The following is a 22,575-nucleotide window of genomic DNA, read 5'->3' as shown; positions in this document are numbered from 1 at the left end:
GCATCAACGCAGCTCGATCCGGTTGATGTCGGGGGCATCCCCGTCGTCGTTGTAGAAGCGGATCCAGGTACCGCCGGCGGGCAGGTACACGGGGAGGGAGGTGCGGGCGGGAATGCGGTAGTCGCCGGCGCCGGCGAGCTTCAGGGTGTGCACGGGTCCGTCGGCCACGGCCACCTTGAGGGTGCGGAGGGACTCGGTCTCGTAGACGATGACCAGGGTCCGCTCGCCGGCGGCGGGGACCTCGGGAATGCGGACGGCGAGGGTGTTGGGGCCGCCGATGTAGCCGACGCGGCTTCCGCCGTCGCACGTGGGGCACTCGATGACGCGGGCGCCGCTGCGCAGGTTGGCCGCGTCGGCGGCATGCACAGCGATGGGCGCGAAAGCCGGCGGCGGGGGCGAAGCGGGGGGCGAAGGCGGAGCGGAGGCCGAGGGCGGAGCGGAGGACGGAGCGGAGGACGGGGGCGGAGCGGAGAACGGGGAGGGAGTGGAGGACGGGGGCGGAGCGGAGGACGGGGGCGGAGCGGAGAACGGGGAGCGAGCGGAGAACGGGGACGGGGGAGCGGCAGGAGGGGAAGGCAGCACCAGCGGCGGCACGATCACGACGACGGCCGCCACCGCCAGGGCCAGCGACGTCCAGCCCCAGCGGTTCACGAGCGGCCGGTCCAGCGGAGCAGGGCCTCGGTGCGGTTGGTCACGCGGAGCTTGGCGTACGCGCGGTGCAGGTGGTTCTTCACCGTCTTCTCGGTCAGCAGGAGACGGTGCGCGATGGCCGCGTTCGACAGCCCCTCGGCGAGCAGGTCGAGGACGTCCTGCTCGCGGCGGGTCAGCCCATAGCGCGGCCGGGGACGGGCGGCCGGTCGTGAGCGCATCGAGGCCGTCGCGACCGCCGCCGCGGCCGGGGACAGCCAGCCGTAGCCGGCGGCGACGGCGACCACGGCGCGGTGCAGCTCGCCAGGCGTGAAGGCGCCGTGGATGAGGTACCCGCGGGCGCCCCCGTGCAGCATCTGCGCGATGAGCGTGGGGTCCGGGTCGCTGGTCAGCACGAGGATCGAGGTCAGCCGGGCCAGGTCGGGCAGCACCGACAGCCCGTCGGCGATCGGCATGCGGTGGTCCAGCAGCGTCACGGTGGGGCCGGTGCGGCGGGCCTCGGCCAGGGCCTCGAGCCCGTCGGCGGCCTCGCCGGCCACGACCACGTCCGGAGAGCCCTCCAGATAGCCGCGCAGCGCCGCCCGGACGATCGGGTTGTCGTCGACGATGAGCACGCTGATCATGCCGGGATGGCGGCTTCCACGCAGGTACCGCTGCCGGGGCTTGACCGGACCCGCAGGGCGCCGCCGGACAGGCGGGCGCGCTCGGACATGCCCAGGATGCCGTACCGGTTGCCGGTGCGCAGCTCCGCGAGGCTCGGCGGCACCGGGAAGCCGCGCCCGTTGTCGGTCACGGTGAGCACCAGGCGGCCCTCCAGCGGGGCGAGCCGGACCGTCACCGCGGTGGCGGCGGCGTGGGCCGCGGTGTTGCGCAGCGCCTCCTGCAGGATGCGCAGCAGCTCGTAGCGGACCGGCAGGGGCGGGTCGGCCGCGGCCAGGTCGAGGCGGACCGCGATGCCGGTCGAGCGTTGCCAGCCCGCGCACCGGTCGGCCACGACCGCGGCGAAGTCCCGGGTCGGCTCGTCCGAGCGCAGGCCGTCGAGCAGGTCGCGGGCCTCCCGGGCGGCGGCCGCGGCGCCCTCGGACACGGTGCCGGCGAGGCGCTCGGCGAGGTCGGGGTGGCGGCGCAGGCTCTGCGGGAGGGCGAGGGCCGCGAACGAGACGCCGCGGAGGGTCTTGGCCACGGAGTCGTGCAGCTCGCGGGCGAGGCGGGCGCGCTCGTCGGCGGCCGCGGCGCGCTGGGCCGAGGCGACCACCTGGACCGAGAGCTCCACGTGGCGGCGCAGGGCCGTGGTGGCCACCGCGGCGCCCGTGGCGGCCAGGACGCACGCGATCGGGTACGCGAGCACGAACTCGGCGTGCGCGGGGCTGCCGGCCAGCACGTGCGCGGCGACGGCGTACCCGAGCGCGGCGTGGGCCGCGGCGAGCCACAGGGCTCGCATCCCCACCACGACCCCGGCCAGGGCGGAGGCGCCCGCGGCGGCGCAGAAGTACGCGATGCCCGGGTCGGCCGCGAGCACCGCCAGCGTGAGCAGGGTGTCGGCGGCGAGCAGCGGCACCGGGTGGCGCACCACGTAGGGATTGCGGGCCAGCACGACGAGCCCGGCGACGCTGCCGAGCAGGAGCACTGCCGCGGCCAGCAGCAGCGGGCGAGGGTTGGGCACGAGGCGCAGCCCGGTCCCCGCCGCGGTGAGCGTGGCGGCGCCCCGGCCGAGCAGCACGGCCCGACCGAGGGCGGCGGGAGCCACCGCCCGATCGACGGTCATGCACGAAATGTACCGGGTTTCGCGACTTTTTAAATGACCCGAAATTGACGATGGACGCCCATGGTACCGATCACACTCAGCCACGTCCCGGCCCTGCCGATAGTGGCCTCGTGCGGGAAAAGCGGTGGCTGTGGTGGCTCCTCGCCGGATCGGCGGCGGTCGGCGGCTACTTCGCGCTGCCCGCCGGCTCCGGAGCGCAGGCGTGCGTCTACAACGCCATCGGCACCGTCGCCGCCGTGCTGATGCTGGCCGGGGCCCGGCGCACCGACCGTACGCGGCGCAACGCCTGGCTGCTGACCGCCGCCGGCACCGCCCTGTGGTCCACCGGCGACTGGATCTACACCTACTTCGAGCACGTCGCGCACATCGAGCCGTTCCCGTCCCTCGCCGACGTGTTCTACCTCAGCGCCTACCCGTTCCTGTTCGGCGGCCTGTTCCTGCTCGGCCGCCGCCGCACGCGGGGACCGGGCTGGACGGCGATGGTCGACGCGCTCATCTTCGCCACCGGCACCGGCCTGGTGCTGTGGACGTTCGTCATGCAGCCGATCGCCAACGACGCCACCTCGCCCGTCACGACCCGGATCATCGCGCTGGCGTACCCGGCCGCGGACGTGCTGCTGCTCGTGCTCGTGGCCCGGCTCGTGGTCGGCGGCGCCGGGCGGGACGCCAGCACGCGGCTGCTCGTGGTGGCGCTGGGACTGCTGCTGGCCGCCGACATCGCGTACTCGATCGTCAACTCCTACACCGCCTACGCGGGCGGCGTGTTCGACGCCGGCTGGATGCTGTCCTACGTCTTCTGGGCCGCGGCCGCCCTGCACCCCTCGGTGCGCGGCGCCGCCCCGCTCGACGCCGGCGAGGTGCTGCCCAACGGCCGGGCGCGCCTGATCGTGATGGCGGCCTCGTCCCTGCTGGCCCCGGCGGTGCTGGTGGTGCAGGGCTTCCGCGACCCGCGGCACATCGAGTGGCTCGCGGTCGGCATCTGCGCCGCCGCCCTGTTCCTGCTGTCCGTGCTGCGCATGGCCGGCCTCGTCAACCAGGTGCGCACCCTCGCCATGCGCGACGAGCTCACCGGCCTGGCCAACCGCCGGGCGCTGGAGGCGCGCATCCGCGCCGAGCTCGGCTCCGGCCCCCGATCGCACGTGGCCCTCGTCGACCTCGACGACTTCAAGGCCGTCAACGACCGCCTCGGCCACGCCGTCGGCGACCGGCTGCTCGGGGCGGTGGCCGAGCGACTCACCGGGCTCGTGCGCCCCGGCGACACCGTGGCCCGGCTGGGCGGCGACGAGTTCGCCGTGCACCTGCCGCGCACCTCGGCCGAGGTCGCCGACCGGATCGTGGCCGGGATCGTCGCCTCGCTGGACCAGCCGCTGACCGCCGGGCCGCACCGGCTGCTCATGCGGGCCAGCATCGGGGTCGCCGACGACGACGGCACCGCCGACCCGTTCGAGCCGCTGCGCCGGGCCGACGTCGCCATGTACGCGGCCAAGGTCACCGGCGGCCGCCACCTGCGCTACGACCCGCTGCTGGACGAGCGCGCCACCGAGCACGCGCAGCTGGGGGCCGAGCTGCGCACCGCCCTCGACGAGGGGCAGTTCTTCCTGGTGTACCAGCCGATCGTGGCCCTGCCCGAGGGGCGCGTCGCCGCGGTGGAGGCCCTCGTGCGCTGGCGGCACCCGCAGCGCGGCCTGGTCAACCCGGTCGCCTTCGTCCCGGTCGCCGAGCACAACGGCCTGATCGTCGAGCTGGGCGGCTGGATCCTGCGCACCGCGCTCGAGCGCATGCGCACCTGGCGGCGCGAGCTGGGCGCGGCGGCCCCCGGCTACGTGTCGGTGAACGTCTCGGCCCGGCAGCTGTCGGAGCCCGGATTTCCCGCCTTCGTGGCATCGGTACTGCACGACACCGCCCTGCCCGCCTCCTGCCTCACCGTCGAGGTCACCGAGACCGCGGTCTTCGACAGCTCGACGGCCCTGGACGCGCTGCGGGCGATCAAGGCCCTCGGGGTCCGCATCGCCCTGGACGACTTCGGCACCGGGCACTCCTCGCTGGGCCTGCTGCGCACCGCCCCCGTCGACGTGCTCAAGGTCGACAAGTCCTTCGTCGACGACCTCGCCGGCGGCGGGCACTCGGTGATCGCCACCGCGCTCATCGACGTGTCGGCGCACCTCGGCCTGACCGCCATCGCCGAGGGCGTGGAGTCGGCCGACCAGGCCGAGGCGCTGTTGCGGATGGGCTACCGCTACGCCCAGGGCTACCTCTTCGGCCGCCCCGAGGAGTCCCCGGACTTCGTGCGGGCCGCGCGGCTCAGCCCCGCCCGATGAATCCGATGCTTCCGGCATGTCCGGCAAAGCGGTCGTGGAACGTCGTGCCATCCATATATTCGCGTGCATCGGTCTAACGCCGCCCTGGTGGGAGCGCTTCCGGGCAGGTGAGCGGGCGAACCAGAAAACATTTCGTTCTGTAAGGACCCAAACGAGGACTGTCACAGTTGTAACAACCTCGCGAACGGCGGAAATAGACCGTTGACACGGCTGTAACGTGTTGCCACCATTCCCGAAAAGGTTTTCGAGGATGGTGCTCATGCTTCGTCGCGCACTCGCCGCGCTCGCCGCGGTCGTACTCCTCGCGGGCTGCTCGGGATCGCCGAAGCCCGCGCCGCCCCCGCCCGTCGACGGCGCCGACAGCGGTGGCCGCCTGGTGCTGTGGAGCCGGTCCGAGCTCGAGGTCCAGGCGACGCTGCTCGTCGACGCGTACAACGCGACCCACACCAACCAGGTCGAGCTGACCCTCCTGCCGGGCGCCGATGTGAACGCTCGCATCGACGGCGCAGCGCAGTCCGGGGCGCTGCCCGACCTGCTCACGGGCGCCGTCGCGGACGTGCCCGGCTGGACCGGCCGCGGCCTCTACCAGGACCTGACGAACCGCATCGCCCGCCTGCCCTTCGCCGCGCAGCTCGACCAGCCGTCGATGCGGGCCGGCGCGAAGGACGGCGCCCAGCACGCCCTGCCGTTCGTGCTGGGCGACCAGCACAGCGACATCGGCATCTCCCGCGACTCGAAGAAGGCCGACCAGGCGTGGAACTTCATCGCCTGGCTGCTCTCCGACGAGGCGCAGGTCCAGATACTCGCCCGCAACGGGGACCCGGTCGCGCGGGCCGACCTGCAAGCGAACGCCTTCGCCACCCCCCAGAAAGGTGCCCGCTCGTGAGAACAGTCCGGCCACGCGCCGCGGCCGCTGCCGCGATCGCCGGCCTGCTGCTGACCACCCTCACACCCGTGCCGGCGCACGCCGCACCCAACACCGCCACCCCCTACCCGACGTTCGCCGGCAGCGCCAACCCGGTGCCGGACGAGCGGACCGGATACCACGTGCGCAACCAGCTCCAGGCCATCTTCGACGCCGACGTCGCGGCCGGGGCCGGGTCCAGCCCGGACAACGACTTCTGGATCGACCGCATGCTGGCCCGCACCGGCAACCTGCCGGGCGGGTCGAACGGTGACGCGAACGCCTACCTGTTCAGCCGCGGCCGGGCCGTGTTCATGAAGACGCACACCCCGAACGTGCTCGGCTTCGGCGGCGAGGTCGCCTACGTCGAGTCGATCGCGGGCGGCCAGGGCGCCTACACCATCACCGCGTCGGTCAACGGCGCCGACGTCGCGCTCACCGAGGACGTCAACGCCCGCAAGCAGACCCCGAGCTACTTCCGCACCGTGTTCAACAACACCGGCAGCGGGCTGCGCATCACCGAGACCAAGTACATCACCGACGCCAACGTCGCGGTGACCGCGATGGACGTCACCAGCACCAACGGCAGCGCGAAGAACGTGACCCTCACGGCGACGTCCGCGTTCGCCAAGACGGTCGCGAGCGACAACGGCGAGCTGACCGGTGCGGTGCGCGCGTTCAACCAGCTCACCACGATCTTCCCCCGCTTCTCCGGCGACGGCTTCGCGCCGGTGGACGGCACGCTGCGCCAGACCCTCGCGGTGCCCGCGTCGGGCGCGGTGTCGACCAAGGTGCAGCTCGGCTTCGTCACGAAGGAGCAGCCGGCCGCCGACGCCGAGTACGCCCACTACCGCGGCCTGAGCCCGGCGGCGGCGTTCAAGGAGCACGTCACCGACTACAACCAGTGGTGGGCCGACAACGTGCCCTACCTGGACACGCCCGAGAACAACATCGACAAGACGCTGTTCTACCGCTGGTGGCTCATGCGGTACAACTTCCTCGACGCCGACCTGCCCGGCAACGACTACCAGTTCCCGACGTCGATGGAGGGGGTGCTCGGGTACAACAACGCGATCGTGCTGACCGTCGGCATGTTCGTCGACGACCTCAAGTACTTCCGCGACCCGGTGTACTCCTACGGCCCGTGGGTGTCGGCCGGCGAGGTGTCGAAGAGCTCGAAGTACGTCGACAATCCCGGCGACCCGGCCAACTGGTCGAACTCCTACACGGAGTACATCTCCGAGGCCGCCTGGCGCTCCTACCAGCTGCACGGCGGGCCCAAGGCGATCGCGCAGAACCTCGCCGAGTACGCCGAGTACGACGTCAAGGGCCTGCAGCAGGCGTACGACTTCGACGGCAACGGCCTCATCGAGTACAACTGGGGCGCCATGACCGGCAACGACGCCGACGCGGTGTCGTTCGACTGGAAGTCCGGCTACATGGACCGGACCGAGAACGCCTACCTGTACTCCAACGCCAAGGCCGCCGCGGCCGCCTACCGCACCGCGGGCAACACGGCCAAGGCCGACGAGATGGAGGCGTTCGCCGCGCGGATCAAGGCGGCCGTGCTGCAGTACCTGTGGGAGCCCGCCCGCAGCACCCCGGACCAGATGGGCCTCTACGGCAACCTGCTCAAGCACCGCCTGGTCAACGGCAACGAGCTCGTGCCGTGGAAGGAGATCAACAACTACTACCCGTACTCGGTCGGGCTGATGCCGAAGCCGGGCGACGCCGACTACAACCAGCCCTACACCGAGGCGCTGCGGCTGTTCGCGGACGCGTCGCAGTACCCGATCTTCCCGTTCACCACCGCGAACCAGGCCGACAAGGCCGCGGCCGCGGCGAAGGGCTTCCCGGGCAGCAACAACTTCTCGATCATCAACTCCACGGTGACGTTCCGCATGCTCTCCTCGGTGCTGCGCAACTACCCGACGAGCTACATCGACGCCGAGTGGTACAAGAAGCTGCTCTACTGGAACGCCTGGGCGCAGTACCAGAACGGCGGCGACAACCGCTACCCGGACCAGAACGAGTTCTGGGCCGACGGCACCGCCAGCCCGCAGAACATCGGCTACCGCTCCTGGATCCACCACACGATCCTGGGCGCCACGAACTTCACCGTCATCGAGGACGCGATGGGCCTGCGCCCGCGCTCCGACGCGAAGGTCGAGCTCGACCCGATCGACATCGGCTGGGACCACTTCACCGCGAACAACATCCGCTACCGCGACCGCGACCTCACCATCGTGTGGGACGCGCCCGGCGGCACGAAGTACTACGGCAGCGACGTCCCCGAGGGCTACTCCGTCTACCTCGACGGGCAGCTCGCGTTCACCGCGGACAAGCTCGGCAAGCTCGTCTACGACCCGGCCACCGGCACGGTCGAGGCGGCCGCCGGCGTGCAGGTGCTCACGCACGACGCGATCTCGGTGAAGGCCCCGCAGGACGTCACCTACAACGCGAACGCGCGCATCGTCGACGTCATGGCCAAGGCGGGCGCCGACATCAACACCGCCAGCACCGGCTCGGAGAACGTCGCCCAGGGCCGCCCGGCCACCGCGACCTTCTCGGCCTCGGGCCGCGGCCCGGCGGGTGCGGTGAACGGCACGACGATCAACGAGCCCTTCTGGGGTACCGCCGGATCGCCCAACGCCACCGACTCGATCGACATCGACCTGCAGGGCGAGCGCTCGATCGACGACGTGCGGGTCTACTTCTACAACACCACCACGACCGCGACGGTCCAGGGCTACGCACCCCCGGCGCAGTTCACGGTGTCGTACGACGACGGCTCAGGCTGGAAGCTCGTGCCCAGCGAGTTCCGCTCGCCCGCCTACCCGCGCGGCAACCTCAACCAGGTCCGGTTCCCCAGCGTCAAGGCGAAGAAGCTGCGCATCACCGTGCAGCACGCCCCCGGCGCGAAGACCGGCATCAAGGAGGTGCAGGCGTTCGGCACCGGCGTCGCGGCCCCCGCGGCCGTGAACAACCCGCCGCTGGCCGACGCGTGGCTCGACTCCTCCTACAGCCAGGCCGGCTCGGCCCGCATCATCGGGCTGGCCCAGGACGACGGTGACCCGGGCACGGCGCTGACCTCGGCCTGGACGGTGGCGGACGCGCCCGACGGCGGCTCCGCGGCCTTCGAGCCCGCCAACGCGCCGAGCACCGTGGCCCGCTTCACCAAGAGCGGCCGGTACACGCTGCGGCTGACCGTCACCAACGGGCAGGCGACCTCGACCAAGGACGTCGTGGTCAACGCGACCGCGCTGTCCGAGGGCGAGATCAACGTGGCCGCGACCGCGACGGCGTCGGCGAGCTTCACGGCCGGCTGGAACAACGTCAACGCGGTCAACGACGGCAAGCCCTCGCTGTTCAGCGGCGGCGCCCAGACCGACCTGTGGGGCACCTGGACCGGCAGCGAGCCGGCGACCCGGTGGCTGCAGTACGACTTCCCGTCGGCGGTGCGGGTCGACCGCGCCTCGATCGACTTCTGGTCGGACAGCACCACGGGCGGCAGCGGTGTCGCGGTGCCGAAGTCGTGGAAGCTGCAGTACTGGGACGGAACCGCCTGGAAGGACGTGACCAACGGGACCGGGTTCGACCCGGCCGTGCGCGGGCGCACCAACGCGGTGACGTTCGACGCGGTCACCACGACCCGGCTGCGGGCCACGTTCAACGCCCTGCCCAACGCGGCCGGCACCGCGTACTCCGCGGTCGGCGTCTCCGAGTGGCGGGTCTTCGCCACCGCGGCGAGCTCGATCAAGGGCGTGGACGCGCGGACCCAGGTCGGCGTCGTGCCCACCCTGCCGTCCACGGTGGACGTCACCTACGCCGACGGCACCACGCTGCCGGTCTCGGTGGCCTGGGGCTCGATCGACCCGTCGAAGGTGGCGGCGGTCGGCGACTTCACGGTCTCGGGCTTCGTCGCGGGCACCACGCTCACGGCGAGCGCCCACGTCTGGGTGCGCGGCCCCGACCCGGTGCAGATCAACACCATCGACCCGGTCGCCGTGTCGACCAAGGTGGGCGTCGCGCCGAAGCTGCCGGCCGGGGTCACCGTCGGCTACAACGACGGCTCGCGGCAGAGCGGCATCGCGGTCACCTGGGCGGCGATCGATCCGGCCAAGTACGCGGCGGCGAACACCTTCGAGGTGAGCGGCCAGGTGGCCGGCACCGACAAGACGGCCACCGCGACCGTCACCGTCGGCGACGGCGGGCCGAGCGACACCGCCCCGCCGGTGGCGACCCTGACCGCCGACCCGGCCCCGGCCAGCGGCTGGACGACGTCCAACGTCATGGTGACGGCCACCGCGACCGACAACGCCGACCCGGCGCCGAAGCTCGAGATCGCCGTCGGATCGGGCGCCTTCCAGGCGTACACCGGACCGGTCACGATCTCGGCCGAGGGCTCGACGACCGTGAAGGCGCGGGCCACCGACAAGGCGGGCAACGTCTCGGCGGTGACCGAGCGGACGGTCGGCATCGACCGGACCGCCCCGACGGCGACCGCGGCCTTCGACGCGGGCAGCCGGTCGGTGACCATCACGGGCACCGACGCGCTGTCCGGCATCGGCGCCGTGCAGTACCGGCTCACCGTCGGCGGCGTGGTGACCCAGGACTGGACCACCGCGTCGGGTCCGGTGCCGATCGGCTCCTCCGCGACGACGGTGGACTACCGGGCCGTGGACAAGGCCGGCAACACCTCCGCCACCGGCACCGTGCAGGTGCCGGCGGGTCAGGCGCCGGTGAACGTGGCCCGCACGGCCACCGCGTCCGCGTCCTACACCCCGGGCTGGGTCACCGCCGACAACATCAACGACGGCGTGCAGCCCACCGGTCCGGTCGGGCCGAACACCGACGTGTGGAACACCTGGCCGCAGGTCGGCGAGCAGTGGATCCAGCTGGACTGGGCCGCGCCCGTCACCGTCGACCGCTCCCGCATCTGGTTCAGCCAGGACCTCGACGACTCCGGCGCCGGAGTGGCCCCGCCGAAGACCTGGAAGCTGCAGTACTGGACCGACGCGGGCACCTGGGCCGACGTCGAGCAGCCCACCGCCTACGGCACCTCCGCGACCGAGTGGAACACCGTGACCTTCAAGAAGGTCACGACCACGAAGCTGCGGGCCCTGCTCACCGCGAGCGGGACCGAGGAGGGCAAGGGCGCGCCCGGCGTGCAGGAGTGGGAGGTGTACGACGTGCCGGGTGCCGCGACGCCGCAGTTCGACGTCGAGGTGCAGGCCAAGACCCAGTGCATCGCCGGCACCGCCTACGTCTCCGTCAACGCCCGCAACGCCGACGACCAGACGCTCACCATCGAGCTGGTCACGCCGTACGGGTCGCGGACGGTCACCGGCGTCGCCCCGGGCAAGACCGCCTACCAGTCGTTCAACGCCCGCACCGCCTCGGTGCCGGCCGGCAGCGCCACGGTGAAGGTCACGGGCCCCGGCGGGTCCATGGAGATCAAGGCCCCCTACACCGCCTCCACCTGTTAGGACGGCTCAGTTGAAATCCCTCCGCCTCGCGGCGGTGGCGGGGCTTGTGCTGGCCGGGCTGCTCGTCAGCCCGGCCGGCCAGGCCCAGGCCGCCGATTCGCTAGCTGCTGATGCGACCTCGTACACCTTCACCCACCAGGGCAACCCCATCCTCGCGGACGGCAGCTACTACTCGGCCGACCCGGCCCCGCTGGTGGCCGGCGACGACCTCTACATCTACACCGGCCACGACCAGGCCGGCCCCACCACCAACGACTTCCAGATGAACGAGTGGGGCGCGTTGCGCACGAGTGACGTCCAGAGTGGACAGTGGACGCACTACCCGTCGCTGGCCCGCCCGGAGACGCTGTTCGCCTGGGCCACGGCCGGCCGCGCCTACGCCGGCCAGGTGGTCCAGGGCCCCGACGGGCGCTACTACTGGTACCTGCCCGTGAGCGAGCGCACCAGCACCGCCGCGGACAAGTTCGCGATCGGCCTGGCCGTGTCCGGCAGCCCGACCGGGCCGTGGACCGACTACATCGGGGGCCCGCTGATCTCCCAGCGGGTGCCGACGACGAACGACATCCAGAACATCGACCCGACCATCCTCGTCGAGAACGGTCACGTCTACGTCTACTGGGGCACCTTCGGCCAGCTGCGGATGCTCGAGTACGCCGCGGACATGAAGACGCCGGTCGGCACCCAGAAGACGGTCACCGGGCTCACCGGGTTCTTCGAGGCGCCCTGGCTCTTCGCGCGCAACGGCACGTACTACCTGGCCTACGCGGGCAACAACGCCGGCCCGACCTCGTCGTGCACCCCGGCGAACTACCACGCGTGCATCGCGTACGCGACCTCGGCGTCGCCGTCGGGGCCGTGGACCTACCGCGGCACGGTGCTCGCGCCGGTGTCGTCGACGACGAGCCACCCGGGCATCATCGAGTACAAGGGCCAGTGGTACATCACCTACCACACCGCCGACGCCGTGGGTGGCGGGCACTTCCGCCGCTCGGTCGCCATCGACAAGGTGGAGTGGGACGACACCCAGTCCCCGCCGCGGATGAAGATGGTCGTCCAGACGCCGGTGAAGCAGCGCGACCGCACCCCGCGGGCGAACATCGCCCAGGAGGCCAAGGTCACCGTCTCCAACGACCCGGTGCCGACGCAGTACTGGGTGAAGGCGCTCAACGACGAGATCGTGCGCGCCAACCCGCTCCCGCCGGACATGTGGGGCACCTGGACCGGGAACAACCCGGCGCAGCAGTGGGTGCAGTACACGTGGGACTCCCCGATGCGGATCGCGGGCTCGCAGATCGACTTCTGGAACGACCAGCCCCAGGGCAGCGGCGTCGGCGTCGCGGCCCCGGCCCGGTGGAAGATCCAGTACTGGAACCTCGCCACCGGGCAGTGGGCCGACGTGCCGAACCCGAGCGGCTACCCGACCGCGACCGCGGGCTTGCAGAACACCACGTTCGACCCGGTCACCACCACGCAGGTGCGGGCCGTCTTCGACGCCTCGACCAACGGCAGCACCTACTCGGCCGTCGCCGTGGAGGAGTGGAAGGTGCTCGCGGCCCAGCCGGCCTCGGTCACCGCCCCGGCCATCACCGTCGAGGTCGGCGAGACCGAGCTGCCCGGGACGGTTCCGGTGACGTTCGGCGCGGAGACGCTCCAGATCCCGGTCTACTGGGACCCGGTCACCGCCGACGCGCCGGGGCAGTTCACCGTCAAGGGCTCGGTCCTGGGCTATGCCGCCGGCCAGGTCACCGCGGCGGTCACGGTGATCTCGCCCGGCGACACCGCCGGAGACGTGACGGCCCCGACGGTGACGCTCACCCCGAGCGGCAGCGCGGGCACGGGCGGCTGGTTCCGCTCGGCGGTCAAGGTGCGCGTGGCGGCCGTGGACGACCGCGGCGGGCGGATGACGATCAGGTCCACGGTGGACAGTCAGGCGGCGGTGTCGGTCTCGCCGGTGCGCTACGCCGACGTGAACGTCTCCGGTGACGGCCAGCACACGGTGAGCGCCACGGCCACCGACCGGGCCGGGAACACCTCGGCCCCGGCATCGCTGGCGGTGCGGATCGACGCGACCGCGCCGGTGAGCACCGCGACGGTCACCGGACGGAGCGTTGCCGTGAGCGCGGCCGACGCCACCTCCGGCATCGCCCGCATCGAGTACGCCGTCGACACGGGGGCCTGGGTCACGTACACGGGACCGGTCTCCGCGCCCGACTCGAACAAGCACACGGTGTCGTTCCGGGCGCTGGACAACGCCGGGAACGTGGAGACCGCGAAGACGGCCACGATCGCGGCCGACCTGTCCGGGCCGCTGTCCGGCAACGTCGGGCCGATCGCGACCCCGACGGCGTCGTACACGGCGTCCTGGAACAGCGTCACCGCGCTCAACGACAACGCGGACCCGGCGAACCCGGCCCAGGCCCAGATCTGGGGCACCTGGTCCGGCAGCCGCCCGGCGACGCAGTGGGTGCAGTACGACTGGGCGCGCCCGATCCGCCTCACCGGCGCCGAACTCAAGTTCTGGAAGGACTCCAACCGCGGCACCGGCGACGGCGTGGCCGAGCCGGACGGCTGGAAGCTCCAATACTGGGATGGGACCGCCTGGCAGGACATCACCGCCACCTACGGCACCTCGACGACGGCTTTCAACACCGTCACCTTCACCCCGGTCGTCACCTCCCGGCTGCGGGCGACCGTCAGCGCGAACGGCAACGGCACGACCTACTCGGCGGTCGCGATCACCGAGTGGCGGGTCTTCGCCGACGACCCCGGCACCCAGCCCGTCGCGCCGGTCACGGTGACCGTCCAGCCCCGGTGCATCGCCGGCAAGGCGTACCTCGCCGTGCAGGCGCACAACGACGGCGGCGCGGCGCTCGACCTGGCCGTCGAGACCGCCTACGGCGACCGCTCGTTCGCGGCCGTCGCGCCCGGCGCCAACGCCTACCAGTCCTTCCCGGTCCGGGCCACGACCATGCCGGCCGGCACGGTCACCGTCCGCGTCACCGGCACCGCCCCCATCACCGCCGACTACGGCACCCTCACCTGTTAGGAGCAGCATGAACGCACGCGCCCGACTCCACGTGGCCACTTGGGCCGCGGTGCTGGCCGGAAGCGCCGCCTTCGCGGGCGTCGCCTCGGCCGACCCGGGAGACTCCAGCGACGTCCAGGTCACCGTCGACATCCCCGCGATCCACCAGCCCGGCGTGCTCGCGCTGAGCGTCGCCGGCAACGCGGTGACCCTGGCCGAGAACGGCTCCACCGCCCTCGTGCGGCAGTTCACCGGCACCCTGCCGACGGTCCGGGTCACCGACACCCGCACCGGCGACGAGATCCCGGCCGGGGCGAGCTGGGCGGTCCTGGGCACGTCCAGCGCCTTCACCGGCACCGCGGGGCAGCCCGCGATCACCGCCGACCACCTCGGCTGGAAGCCGCGGCTGATCGACGGCGGCGAGACCGGCCAGGTCGCGGAGGGCGAGGAGGTCGTGACCGTCCTCGACGACCCGACCCAGCCCGGCAACAACGTCGGCCTCAAGGACCAGGAGCTGCTGGTCTCGACGTACGACTCGGCGGCGGTCGCCGGGGGCGCGTACGACGTGAACGCCGACCTGTTCCTGCGCACCCCCGCCGACGTCGCGGCCGGTTCCTACCACGCGACCCTGACCATCTCCCTGTTCGAGTAGATGTCCCGTCTTCTGGCCCGGACCGCGGTGGTGCTCGCCGCGGTCCTGGCCGTCCCCCTGGTGCCGATCCCCGCGCTCGCCGACCCGGGCACGATGACCTGGACCGTCCAGCCCGCCGACGCCGGCGGGCCGGACGGCCGGCGGTGGGTCGAGCGAACCCTGGACCCGGGCCAGGCCGTCACCGAGCACATGGCCGTGCGCAACCTCGGCAAGACCTCCGCGGTCTTCGCGCTGTCGGCCGCCGACGGCTACCTCACGGACAAGGGCCGCTTCAACATGCTGCCCGCCGACCAGCCCTCGAAGGACGGCGGCACCTGGATCACGGTGCAGAAGAGCGTCACCGTCGGGCCGAACGAGACCAAGGTGGTGCCGTTCACCGTCACGGTGCCGCGCGACGCCGCCCCCGGCGACCACCCGGCGGGCATCGCGGCGTCGGTGCTCAGCGACTCCGGCACGGTCGCGGTCGACAGCCGCGTCGGCTTCCGGGTGATGCTGCGCACCAGCGGCACGGTCCGGGCCGCGCTCGGCGGGCACGGGCTGGACGCGAGCTTCGAGCGCTCCTGGAACCCGTTCACGCCCGGCTCGGTCCGCGTCACCTACACCGTGGCGAACGCGGGCAACGTGCGGGTCGACGCCCGCGCCGGCACCTCCGTCGCCGAGCTCTTCGGCGCGCGGCACAGCACGGCCGGGGTGCAGGCGGGGGAGCTGCTGCCCGGCGGGAGCCGGGAGGCCGAGGCCCGGGTGCGCGGCGTCTGGGGCCTGTTCCGGGTGACGACCACGGTCGAGCTGACCCCGCAGGTCATCGGCGAGGCCGGGCCGGGCGCGCAGGTGGTGCCGTCCACGGTCGCGGTGTCGGCGTGGGTGGTGCCGTGGCCGCAGCTGCTGCTCGTGGCGCTGCTCGTCGCCCTGTTCTTCGTCCTGCGCTGGGTGCGCCGCCGTCGTCGTTCCCGCCTCGCCGCGCTGCTCGCCGCCGCTCGGGAAGAAGGAATTGTTAGCGCTAACAACGCAAATCTGAGCACGTCAAAATGATTGTTGACCTACGTCGGAGTTAGCGCTAACAATCGATCCATGGCCAATCGACGTCAGTTTCTGCAGGCCTCCGCGCTCGGTGCCGCCACCGTCGCCGGCGGGGGCCTGCTCATGCCCGAATCCGCTCTTGCCGCCCCCGTTGCCGCCGCCACCGTCCCGCCCCAGCCCGGGCCGGGCGGCACCGCCCCCGTCCGCCCGTTCCAGCTCGGCGAGGTCCGGCTGGGCAGCGGGCTCTTCCAGGAGAAGCGCGACCGCACCAAGGCGTTCCTGCGCGCCTTCGACGAGCGCCGGTTCCTGGTGCTGTTCAACAACCAGGCGGGCCGGCCGAACCCGTCGGGCGTCTCGGTGCCCGGCGGCTGGGAGGACGGCGGGCTGCTGAGCGGCCACTGGGCCGGGCACTACATGACCTCGCTCGCGCAGGCCTACGCCGACCAGGGCGAGGCCGTCTACAAGACCAAGCTCGACTGGATGGTCGGGGAGCTGGCCGCGTGCCAGGCCGCCATCACCGCGCGGATGGGCGGCAGCCCGGGCGGCGGCGGGGAGCAGCCCGCGCCGCAGATCGGCCGGGTGCAGGGCCGGTTCGGCAACGCGCTCAAGCTCAACGGCACGAGCAAGGCGCAGTACTGCACCCTGCCCCAGGAGGCGATCAACCAGCTCACCGACTTCACCATCGCGACCTGGATCAACCTCGCCTCCACGGCGAGCTGGACGCGGCTGTTCGACTTCGGCCAGAGCACGACCGTGAACATGTTCCTGACCCCGCGGGCGGGCGTGACCGGCAACGTGCCGCGCTTCGCCATCACCGTCGGCGGCTCCGGCCAGGAGCAGCAGATCAACGGCAGCGCGGCGCTGCCCACCAACCAGTGGGTGCACATCGCGGTGACGCTGTCGGGCAAGACCGGCACGATGTACGTCAACGCGCAGCCGGTCGGCACCAACACCAACATGACGCTCAACCCGTCCAACCTCGGCAACCCCGGCAACCGGTGGATCGGGCGGTCGGCCTACGGCGACCCGTTCCTGGACGCCACCGTCGACGAGTTCCACATCTTCGACCGGGCGCTGACCCAGACCGAGCTGCTGTCCATGCTGGACTCCCCGGCCGGGAGCACCGGCGGGGGCAACATCGCGTGGTACAAGTTCGACGAGACCGACGGCAGCGCGCTCAAGGACGGCTCGCCCAACGGCCGTGACGCCGGCATCGTGGCCGCCTCGACGGCCGGGGCCGCGGACTGGATCCCGACGTTCCCGGGCTACCTCGGCGCCATCCCGGAGGACGCGGTGCTGCGCCTCGGCCCGCCCCGCTGGGCCGTCTACGGCGGCAACGCCGAGACGAACACGTGGGCGCCCTGGTACACCCAGCACAAGATCATGCGCGGGCTGCTGGACGCGTACTACCACACCGGCAACGCCCAGGCCCTCCAGGTCGTCACGAAGATGGCGGACTGGGCCCACCTCGCGCTCACCATCGGGGACAAGAACCACCCCGGCTACACCGGCCCGCTGACCCGCGACGACCTCAACTACATGTGGGACCTCTACATCGGCGGCGAGTTCGGCGGCGCCAACGAGGTCTTCCCGGAGATCGCCCAGCTCACCGGCGACCCGAAGCACCTCGACACCGCCAAGTGCTTCGACAACCGCGAGTCGCTCTTCGGCGCGTGCGTCGAGAACCGCGACATCCTCGTCGTCACGCCGCAGAACCGGCCGGGCCGCCGCCGCGCCGAGCGCCTGCACGCCAACACGCACGTGCCGCAGTTCATCGGCTACATGCGCATCTTCGAGCAGGGCGGCGGCCAGGAGTACTTCACCGCGGCCAAGAACTTCTACGGCATGGTCGTGCCGCACCGCATGTTCGCCCACGGCGGCACGGGCGGCAACTACCCCGGCTCCAACAACAACCTCGAGCTGTTCCAGAACCGCGACGACATCGCCAACTCGGTGCCGACCAGCGGCGCGGAGACCTGCACCACGTACAACGTCATGAAGCTGGCCCGCAACCTCTTCCTGCACGAGCACGACCCGGCGTACATGGACTACTACGAGCGCGCCCTCGTCAACATGATCCCGGGCTCGCGGGCCGACACCGACTCGACCTCCGACCCGCGGGTGACCTACTTCCAGCCCCTCGCGGCCGGCACCGTGCGCAGCTACGGCAACACCGGCACCTGCTGCGGCGGCACCGGGCTGGAGAACCACACCAAGTACCAGGAGACCGTCTACCTCAAGTCCGACGACGGCGGCACCCTGTGGGTGAACCTCTACCTGCCCTCGACCCTGACGTGGGCCGAGAAGGGCTTCACGATCACGCAGGCGACGTCGTACCCGCGCGAGGACCGCACGAAGCTCACGGTGAACGGGTCCGGGCCGCTGGACGTCAAGCTGCGGGTGCCAGGCTGGGTCCAGCGCGGCTTCACGGTGACCCTCAACGGCACCGCGCAGAACCTGAACGCGCAGCCGGGCTCGTACGTGACGCTGAGCCGCACCTGGAGCCCCGGGGACGTGGTCGAGATCCGGATGCCGTTCAGCGTCCGCGTCGAGCGGGCCATCGACCGGCCCGACACCCAGGCGCTCTTCTGGGGGCCGGTGCTGCTGCAGATCCTCGGCAACCCGGGCAGCGGGGCCTGGCGGGAGCTGTCGCTCTACAAGCACCTCAAGCGCGACGGCGACTACACGCGCGCGGCGGTCACGGCCGGGGCGGTCACGGCGGCCGGGGACCAGACGTTCGCCGCGGGCGGGTTCTCGTTGCGGCCGTACTACATCAGCGACAGCCAGGCCGCGTCCTCCTACTTCCGCCGGGTCGAGCCGACGATCGTCTTCGGCTCCATCGACACCGGGGTGCCGAACCGGAAGCGCAACGACGGGCTGCCGAACTACGACGTGCCCGTCTCCGGCGTCACGTCCCCCGGCACCGACGGCCCGACGTTCCTCGACCTGCTGTGGGACCAGGCCCCGTTCGCCACGCACACCCAGTTCGTCGCGGCGGTCACCACCCTGGCGGGCTCGCTGCTCTCCGCGGCCGAGAAGGACGCGGTGGTCGCGGCGGCGAACGCGGCCCGCCAGGAGCTCGCCACCGGGCCGGAGCTCACCGTCGCGGTCGAGGCGCGCACCCAGCGCATCGGCGGGACCGTCTACGTCTCGGTCAACGCGCGCAACGACGACAGCGTGCCCCTCACCATCGAGCTGGTCACGCCGTACGGCTCGCGCACGGTCGAGGGCGTGGCCCCCGGCAAGTCGGCCTACCAGGCGTTCAACTCCCGCGCCGCGTCCGTCCCGGCCGGCACCGTGACGGTCCGAGCGACCGGCGTGGTCGGCGGGCAGACGGTGACGGCGGAGTTCGAGGCGTCGTACAGCTGATGTAATTTTCGCGCCCCGGGACACCTTCGGCTGGTGTCCCGGGGTGCGGCTTAAGGCTCCGAAAAGCTTTCGCTAAAAGTGGCCTCGGTTGCACCGAAAAGGTTTTCGGAGAACATTGTGCGTCCATGACCCCCGTCAATATCCGCGCGCGCCGGCTGTGGCTGGCGCCGATGGTCGCGCTGGCCGTGATCGCCGGCGTGCTCGTCGCCCTGCAGACGCGCCCGGCCGCCGCCGCCACGAAGTCCGTCTACATCCCCGCCCGCTGGACCCAGACCGGCGAGGTGCCGTGGGCCCAGAACCGCACCAAGGAGTCGAACAACTTCATCCTGCTGTGGGGCGAGAAGTCGGGCACCACGCCGACCTCGGCGCCCTCGCCGTACAACTTCGACCCGAACAGCGTCATCACGCAGCTGGAGAACCTGTACTCGTTCTACGTGAACACGATGCAGTTCACGCCGGAGCAGGGGCTGCTCGCGCAGTACAAAATCATCGTCATCATCACGAACACATGGAACCGCACGGAGCTGAATGCCTGGGCCACCGGCGGTTCCGTGGACGGCAAGGTCGGTGTCATCAACATCGATCCCAAGGCCGCGCTGCCGGGCTCCTGGGGCCTCGCGCACGAGCTCGGGCACGTGTTCCAGAACTACACGTTCCTGGGCCGCTCGGGCTACGGCTTCACCGACGCGAGCGCGGGCACGTTCTGGGAGACCAGCGCGGAGTTCATGGCCATGCAGGCGCTGCCCACCACCGCCGCCGGTGACCTGAGCCGCTGGCTGCGCTCGGAGAACCTCTACTACAGCTCCAGCCGCCACCACTACGGCAACTGGATGCTGATGCAGTACATCAAGGACCGCGACGGGCTCGCGATGTTCAACCGCATCTGGAACGAGGCGAAGAGCAACGAGCATCCGCTGGAGACGTACCGCCGCATCACCGGCATCACCCAGGCCGAGCTGAACCGGCGCGTCGGGGAGTACGCGACGCGCACGGTGACGTACGACTTCGGCAACAGGTCCACGCTGATGCCGTTCATCACCAACGTCTACGGCGCGGGCTTCCTCAACAACGCGTACAACGGCGGCAACGTGGAGGCGGTCGACGCCTCGCTCGGGCACTTCCGCATCAACGCCCGCGTCGCCCCGTCGGACTACGGCTTCAACAAGATCAAGCTCGTCCCCGCCACCGACGGCGGCCTGGTGAAGCTGCGCCTGCGCGGGCACGCCGAGACGGGCGCGACCGGCTGGACGTTCGGGCTCGTCGCGGTGAAGAACGGCGTGCCGCGGTACTCGGCGCTCACCACCGGCACCGACGGGCAGGTCGACTTCCAGCTGCAGTCCGGCGAGAAGGAGGTGTGGCTGGTCGTCACCGCGACCCCGAACGCGGTGCCGCACTACGCCTTCCTGGACGGTTACAACAAGGCGCGGCGCTTCCCGTACGAGTTCCGCGTCTCCGGCGCCACCCCGTCGGGCTTCGAGCCCGGCTACGTGAAGCCGGCCGCGACGAACGGCGGCCACTGGCACGCCAACGGCGGCGGCTGGGTCGCGGCGAACGCGAGCGTGGCGTCGACCGCCTACGTCGGCCCGAAGGCCGCGGTGTACGCCGGCACCGTGACCGGCAACGCCCGCATCGAAGGCCTCGGCTGGGTCAACGGCGGCACGGTCGGCGGCAACGCGATCGTCAAGGACAACGCGCTGATCCAGGCGGGCGCGAACCTCTCGGGCAACATCGTGGTCGGCGGCGACGCCGAGTTCGCGATCGCGTGCGGCTCCGGGACGTACCTCGCCTTCAACCCGGACCGCAAGTGCGACGGCGGCGGTGGCGAGACGGACGTCAACCCGTCCTTCACCGGGTTCTCCTCCGCCGACCTCGCGATCGGCGGCGGCACGACGACACCCCCTCCGACCGGCGGCGTCAACGTGGCTCCGCAGGCGGCCCCGTCGGCCTCCTACACGTCGTCGTGGGAGTCGGTGAACGCCATCAACGACAACATCGACCCGCCCTCGTCGAACGACACCGTGAACCCGCGCTGGGGCACCTGGCCGAACAGCGGGCAGCAGTGGGCGGAGCTGCAGTGGTCGTCGGCCCAGTCGCTGAACAAGGCGCAGGTGTACCTGTTCGACGACAACCAGGGCATCGACCTGCCGTCGAGCTGGAAGCTGCAGTACTGGAACGGCAGCGCCTACGTGGACGTGCCGGGCGCGTCGGGCTACACGACCAACGCGAACGCGTACAACACCGTCACCTTCACCACGGTGAGCACGACGAGGCTGCGGGTCCTGCTGCAGTCCAACGGCACCAACTCGGTCGGCCTCCTGGAGGTCAAGGCCTTCACCGCGTAGCCGGTCCGGGTGGCGGGACGGCCACGTGCCGCCCCCGCCACCCGGCCACCGTGCGGCAGTCCTACGCCGCGCGGCCGGGCGTCATGAGGAGGCGTCGAGCTCGTGGCGGGCCGAGAGGATGTGGGTGCGCATGGCGGACTCGGCCCAGGGGACGTCGTGGGCGCGGATCGCCGACAGGATCTCGCGGTGCTGCTGCAGGCTGATCCGCAGGCGTTCGGGGGAGTAGCCCAGGAACGTGCGCAGCACCACCGGGACCTGGATCAGGCCGCGGATCATGCCCGGCAGCAGCGAGTTGGCCGAGGACTCGTGGACGAGGGCGTGGAAGCGGTCGTTCAGGCCGGCCACGCGCTGGATGTCGGTCGGCTCGGCGGCCGCCTCGTCCATGTCGTCGCACAGCGCCGCCATCGCGGTGCGCTGGGTGTCCGTGGCGTGCTGGGCGGCCAGGGCCGCGGCGTGGCCCTCCAGCAGGGCGCGGACCGAGAACAGCTCGTCGAGCTGCGCGCGGGTCCACGTGCGCACGTAGGCGCCGCGGTTGGGGAAGACCTCGATCAGGCCCTCCGAGTGCAGGCGGCGGATCGCCTCGCGGACGGGGGTGCGCGAGACCGACAGGTGCCCGGCGAGCTCGACCTCGGCCAGCTGCGCGCCCGGCGGGTAGGTGCCGTCCAGGATGCCCTTGCGCAGCGTGGCGTAGGCGTGTTCGACCGCGTTCACGACTCGGTTGCCGCCTCCGGTTGAGGGAATGGGTCGGTGCGGCCCAGCAGCGCCGGGACCTGCCTGCCGAGGGTACGTTCCACGAGCGCGCTCGCGTGCAGCAGGCCGGGCACGGAGAGCCCGGTCTCGTAGCCGTCGCGGTGCAGGGCCCAGGCCAGGTCCTCGGTGGCGATGTTGCCCGTCGCGCGCGGGGCGAAGGGGCAGCCGCCGATCCCGCCGCTGCTCGCGTCCAGGGCCACGGCCCCGGCGGCCAGGGCCGCGTAGGCGTTGGCGTAGCCGCTGTTGCGGGTGTTGTGGAAGTGGCAGCGCACCGGCAGCGCGGTCACGTCGCGCAC

13 protein-coding genes are annotated in these 22,575 nt (G+C 71.8%); 8 read left to right on the top strand and 5 right to left on the bottom strand.

Translation table 11 applies throughout. From position 1 onward, the window contains the following. Positions 1-3 precede the first annotated feature (3 nt). The 3 genes from AC6JBM_RS28535 to AC6JBM_RS28525 form a co-directional block, all read right to left on the bottom strand. Positions 4-366, bottom strand: a complete 363-nt coding sequence (locus AC6JBM_RS28535) for a hypothetical protein (RefSeq protein WP_497977128.1) — start codon at positions 364-366, stop codon at positions 4-6. Between the two features lie 281 nt (positions 367-647). Further along, positions 648-1,271, bottom strand: coding sequence for a LuxR C-terminal-related transcriptional regulator (locus tag AC6JBM_RS28530; RefSeq protein ID WP_497977127.1), 624 nt, complete (start codon positions 1,269-1,271; stop codon positions 648-650). Then, positions 1,268-2,413 carry a sensor histidine kinase gene (locus AC6JBM_RS28525; RefSeq protein ID WP_497977126.1) on the bottom strand — a complete coding sequence of 382 codons (1,146 nt, stop codon included), beginning with the start codon at positions 2,411-2,413 and terminating at the stop codon, positions 1,268-1,270. Before AC6JBM_RS28525 ends, AC6JBM_RS28530 begins: the two co-directional genes overlap by 4 nt. A gap of 110 nt (positions 2,414-2,523) precedes the next feature. Between AC6JBM_RS28525 and AC6JBM_RS28520 the strand changes: the two genes are divergently transcribed. From AC6JBM_RS28520 to AC6JBM_RS28485, 8 genes are all read left to right on the top strand, one after another. Continuing rightward, positions 2,524-4,731 (top strand): putative bifunctional diguanylate cyclase/phosphodiesterase, encoded by a 2,208-nt coding sequence (locus AC6JBM_RS28520; RefSeq protein ID WP_497977125.1) that lies wholly within the window; start codon positions 2,524-2,526, stop codon positions 4,729-4,731. Between the two features lie 259 nt (positions 4,732-4,990). Further along, positions 4,991-5,617 (top strand): hypothetical protein, encoded by a 627-nt coding sequence (locus tag AC6JBM_RS28515; RefSeq protein WP_497977124.1) that lies wholly within the window; start codon positions 4,991-4,993, stop codon positions 5,615-5,617. Beyond that, a complete protein-coding gene (locus tag AC6JBM_RS28510; protein ID WP_497977123.1) occupies positions 5,614-11,124 on the top strand; it encodes an OmpL47-type beta-barrel domain-containing protein in 5,511 nt (1,836 codons plus the stop codon). Before AC6JBM_RS28515 ends, AC6JBM_RS28510 begins: the two co-directional genes overlap by 4 nt. 10 nt (positions 11,125-11,134) lie before the next feature. Next, positions 11,135-14,170 carry a family 43 glycosylhydrolase gene (locus AC6JBM_RS28505; RefSeq protein WP_497977122.1) on the top strand — a complete coding sequence of 1,012 codons (3,036 nt, stop codon included), beginning with the start codon at positions 11,135-11,137 and terminating at the stop codon, positions 14,168-14,170. Between the two features lie 7 nt (positions 14,171-14,177). Further along, positions 14,178-14,801 (top strand): hypothetical protein, encoded by a 624-nt coding sequence (locus AC6JBM_RS28500; protein WP_350624824.1) that lies wholly within the window; start codon positions 14,178-14,180, stop codon positions 14,799-14,801. Continuing rightward, positions 14,802-15,830, top strand: coding sequence for a COG1470 family protein (locus tag AC6JBM_RS28495; RefSeq protein WP_497977121.1), 1,029 nt, complete (start codon positions 14,802-14,804; stop codon positions 15,828-15,830). It abuts the gene before it with no gap. Positions 15,831-15,869: 39 nt separating this feature from the next. Further along, positions 15,870-19,187, top strand: coding sequence for a beta-L-arabinofuranosidase domain-containing protein (locus AC6JBM_RS28490; protein ID WP_497977120.1), 3,318 nt, complete (start codon positions 15,870-15,872; stop codon positions 19,185-19,187). 125 nt (positions 19,188-19,312) lie between these two features. Further along, positions 19,313-21,529: a DUF6055 domain-containing protein gene (locus AC6JBM_RS28485; RefSeq protein WP_497977119.1), complete on the top strand. Its 2,217-nt coding sequence runs from the start codon at positions 19,313-19,315 to the stop codon at positions 21,527-21,529. 81 nt (positions 21,530-21,610) lie between these two features. On the opposite strand, the gene AC6JBM_RS28480 is transcribed toward AC6JBM_RS28485, so the two are convergent. Together AC6JBM_RS28480 and AC6JBM_RS28475 are read right to left on the bottom strand one after the other, a co-directional pair. Beyond that, positions 21,611-22,240: a GntR family transcriptional regulator gene (locus AC6JBM_RS28480; protein ID WP_497986544.1), complete on the bottom strand. Its 630-nt coding sequence runs from the start codon at positions 22,238-22,240 to the stop codon at positions 21,611-21,613. After that, positions 22,237-22,575, bottom strand: coding sequence for a hydroxymethylglutaryl-CoA lyase-like TIM-barrel protein (locus AC6JBM_RS28475; protein WP_497986543.1), 339 nt, complete (start codon positions 22,573-22,575; stop codon positions 22,237-22,239). The genes AC6JBM_RS28480 and AC6JBM_RS28475 overlap by 4 nt, the downstream gene beginning before the upstream one ends.

This window comes from Dactylosporangium thailandense, from assembly GCF_059739745.1.
This window is presented reverse-complemented; position numbering and strand designations above follow the sequence as displayed.

Coding starts and splice junctions, on each gene's coding strand:
- AC6JBM_RS28515 (WP_497977124.1), top strand. CDS start 4,991: ATGCTTCGTCGCGCACTCGCCGCGCTCGCCGCGGTCGTACTCCTCGCG.
- AC6JBM_RS28490 (WP_497977120.1), top strand. CDS start 15,870: ATGGCCAATCGACGTCAGTTTCTGCAGGCCTCCGCGCTCGGTGCCGCC.
- AC6JBM_RS28485 (WP_497977119.1), top strand. CDS start 19,313: ATGACCCCCGTCAATATCCGCGCGCGCCGGCTGTGGCTGGCGCCGATG.
- AC6JBM_RS28530 (WP_497977127.1), bottom strand. CDS start 1,271: ATGATCAGCGTGCTCATCGTCGACGACAACCCGATCGTCCGGGCGGCG.
- AC6JBM_RS28500 (WP_350624824.1), top strand. CDS start 14,178: ATGAACGCACGCGCCCGACTCCACGTGGCCACTTGGGCCGCGGTGCTG.
- AC6JBM_RS28495 (WP_497977121.1), top strand. CDS start 14,802: ATGTCCCGTCTTCTGGCCCGGACCGCGGTGGTGCTCGCCGCGGTCCTG.
- AC6JBM_RS28525 (WP_497977126.1), bottom strand. CDS start 2,413: ATGACCGTCGATCGGGCGGTGGCTCCCGCCGCCCTCGGTCGGGCCGTG.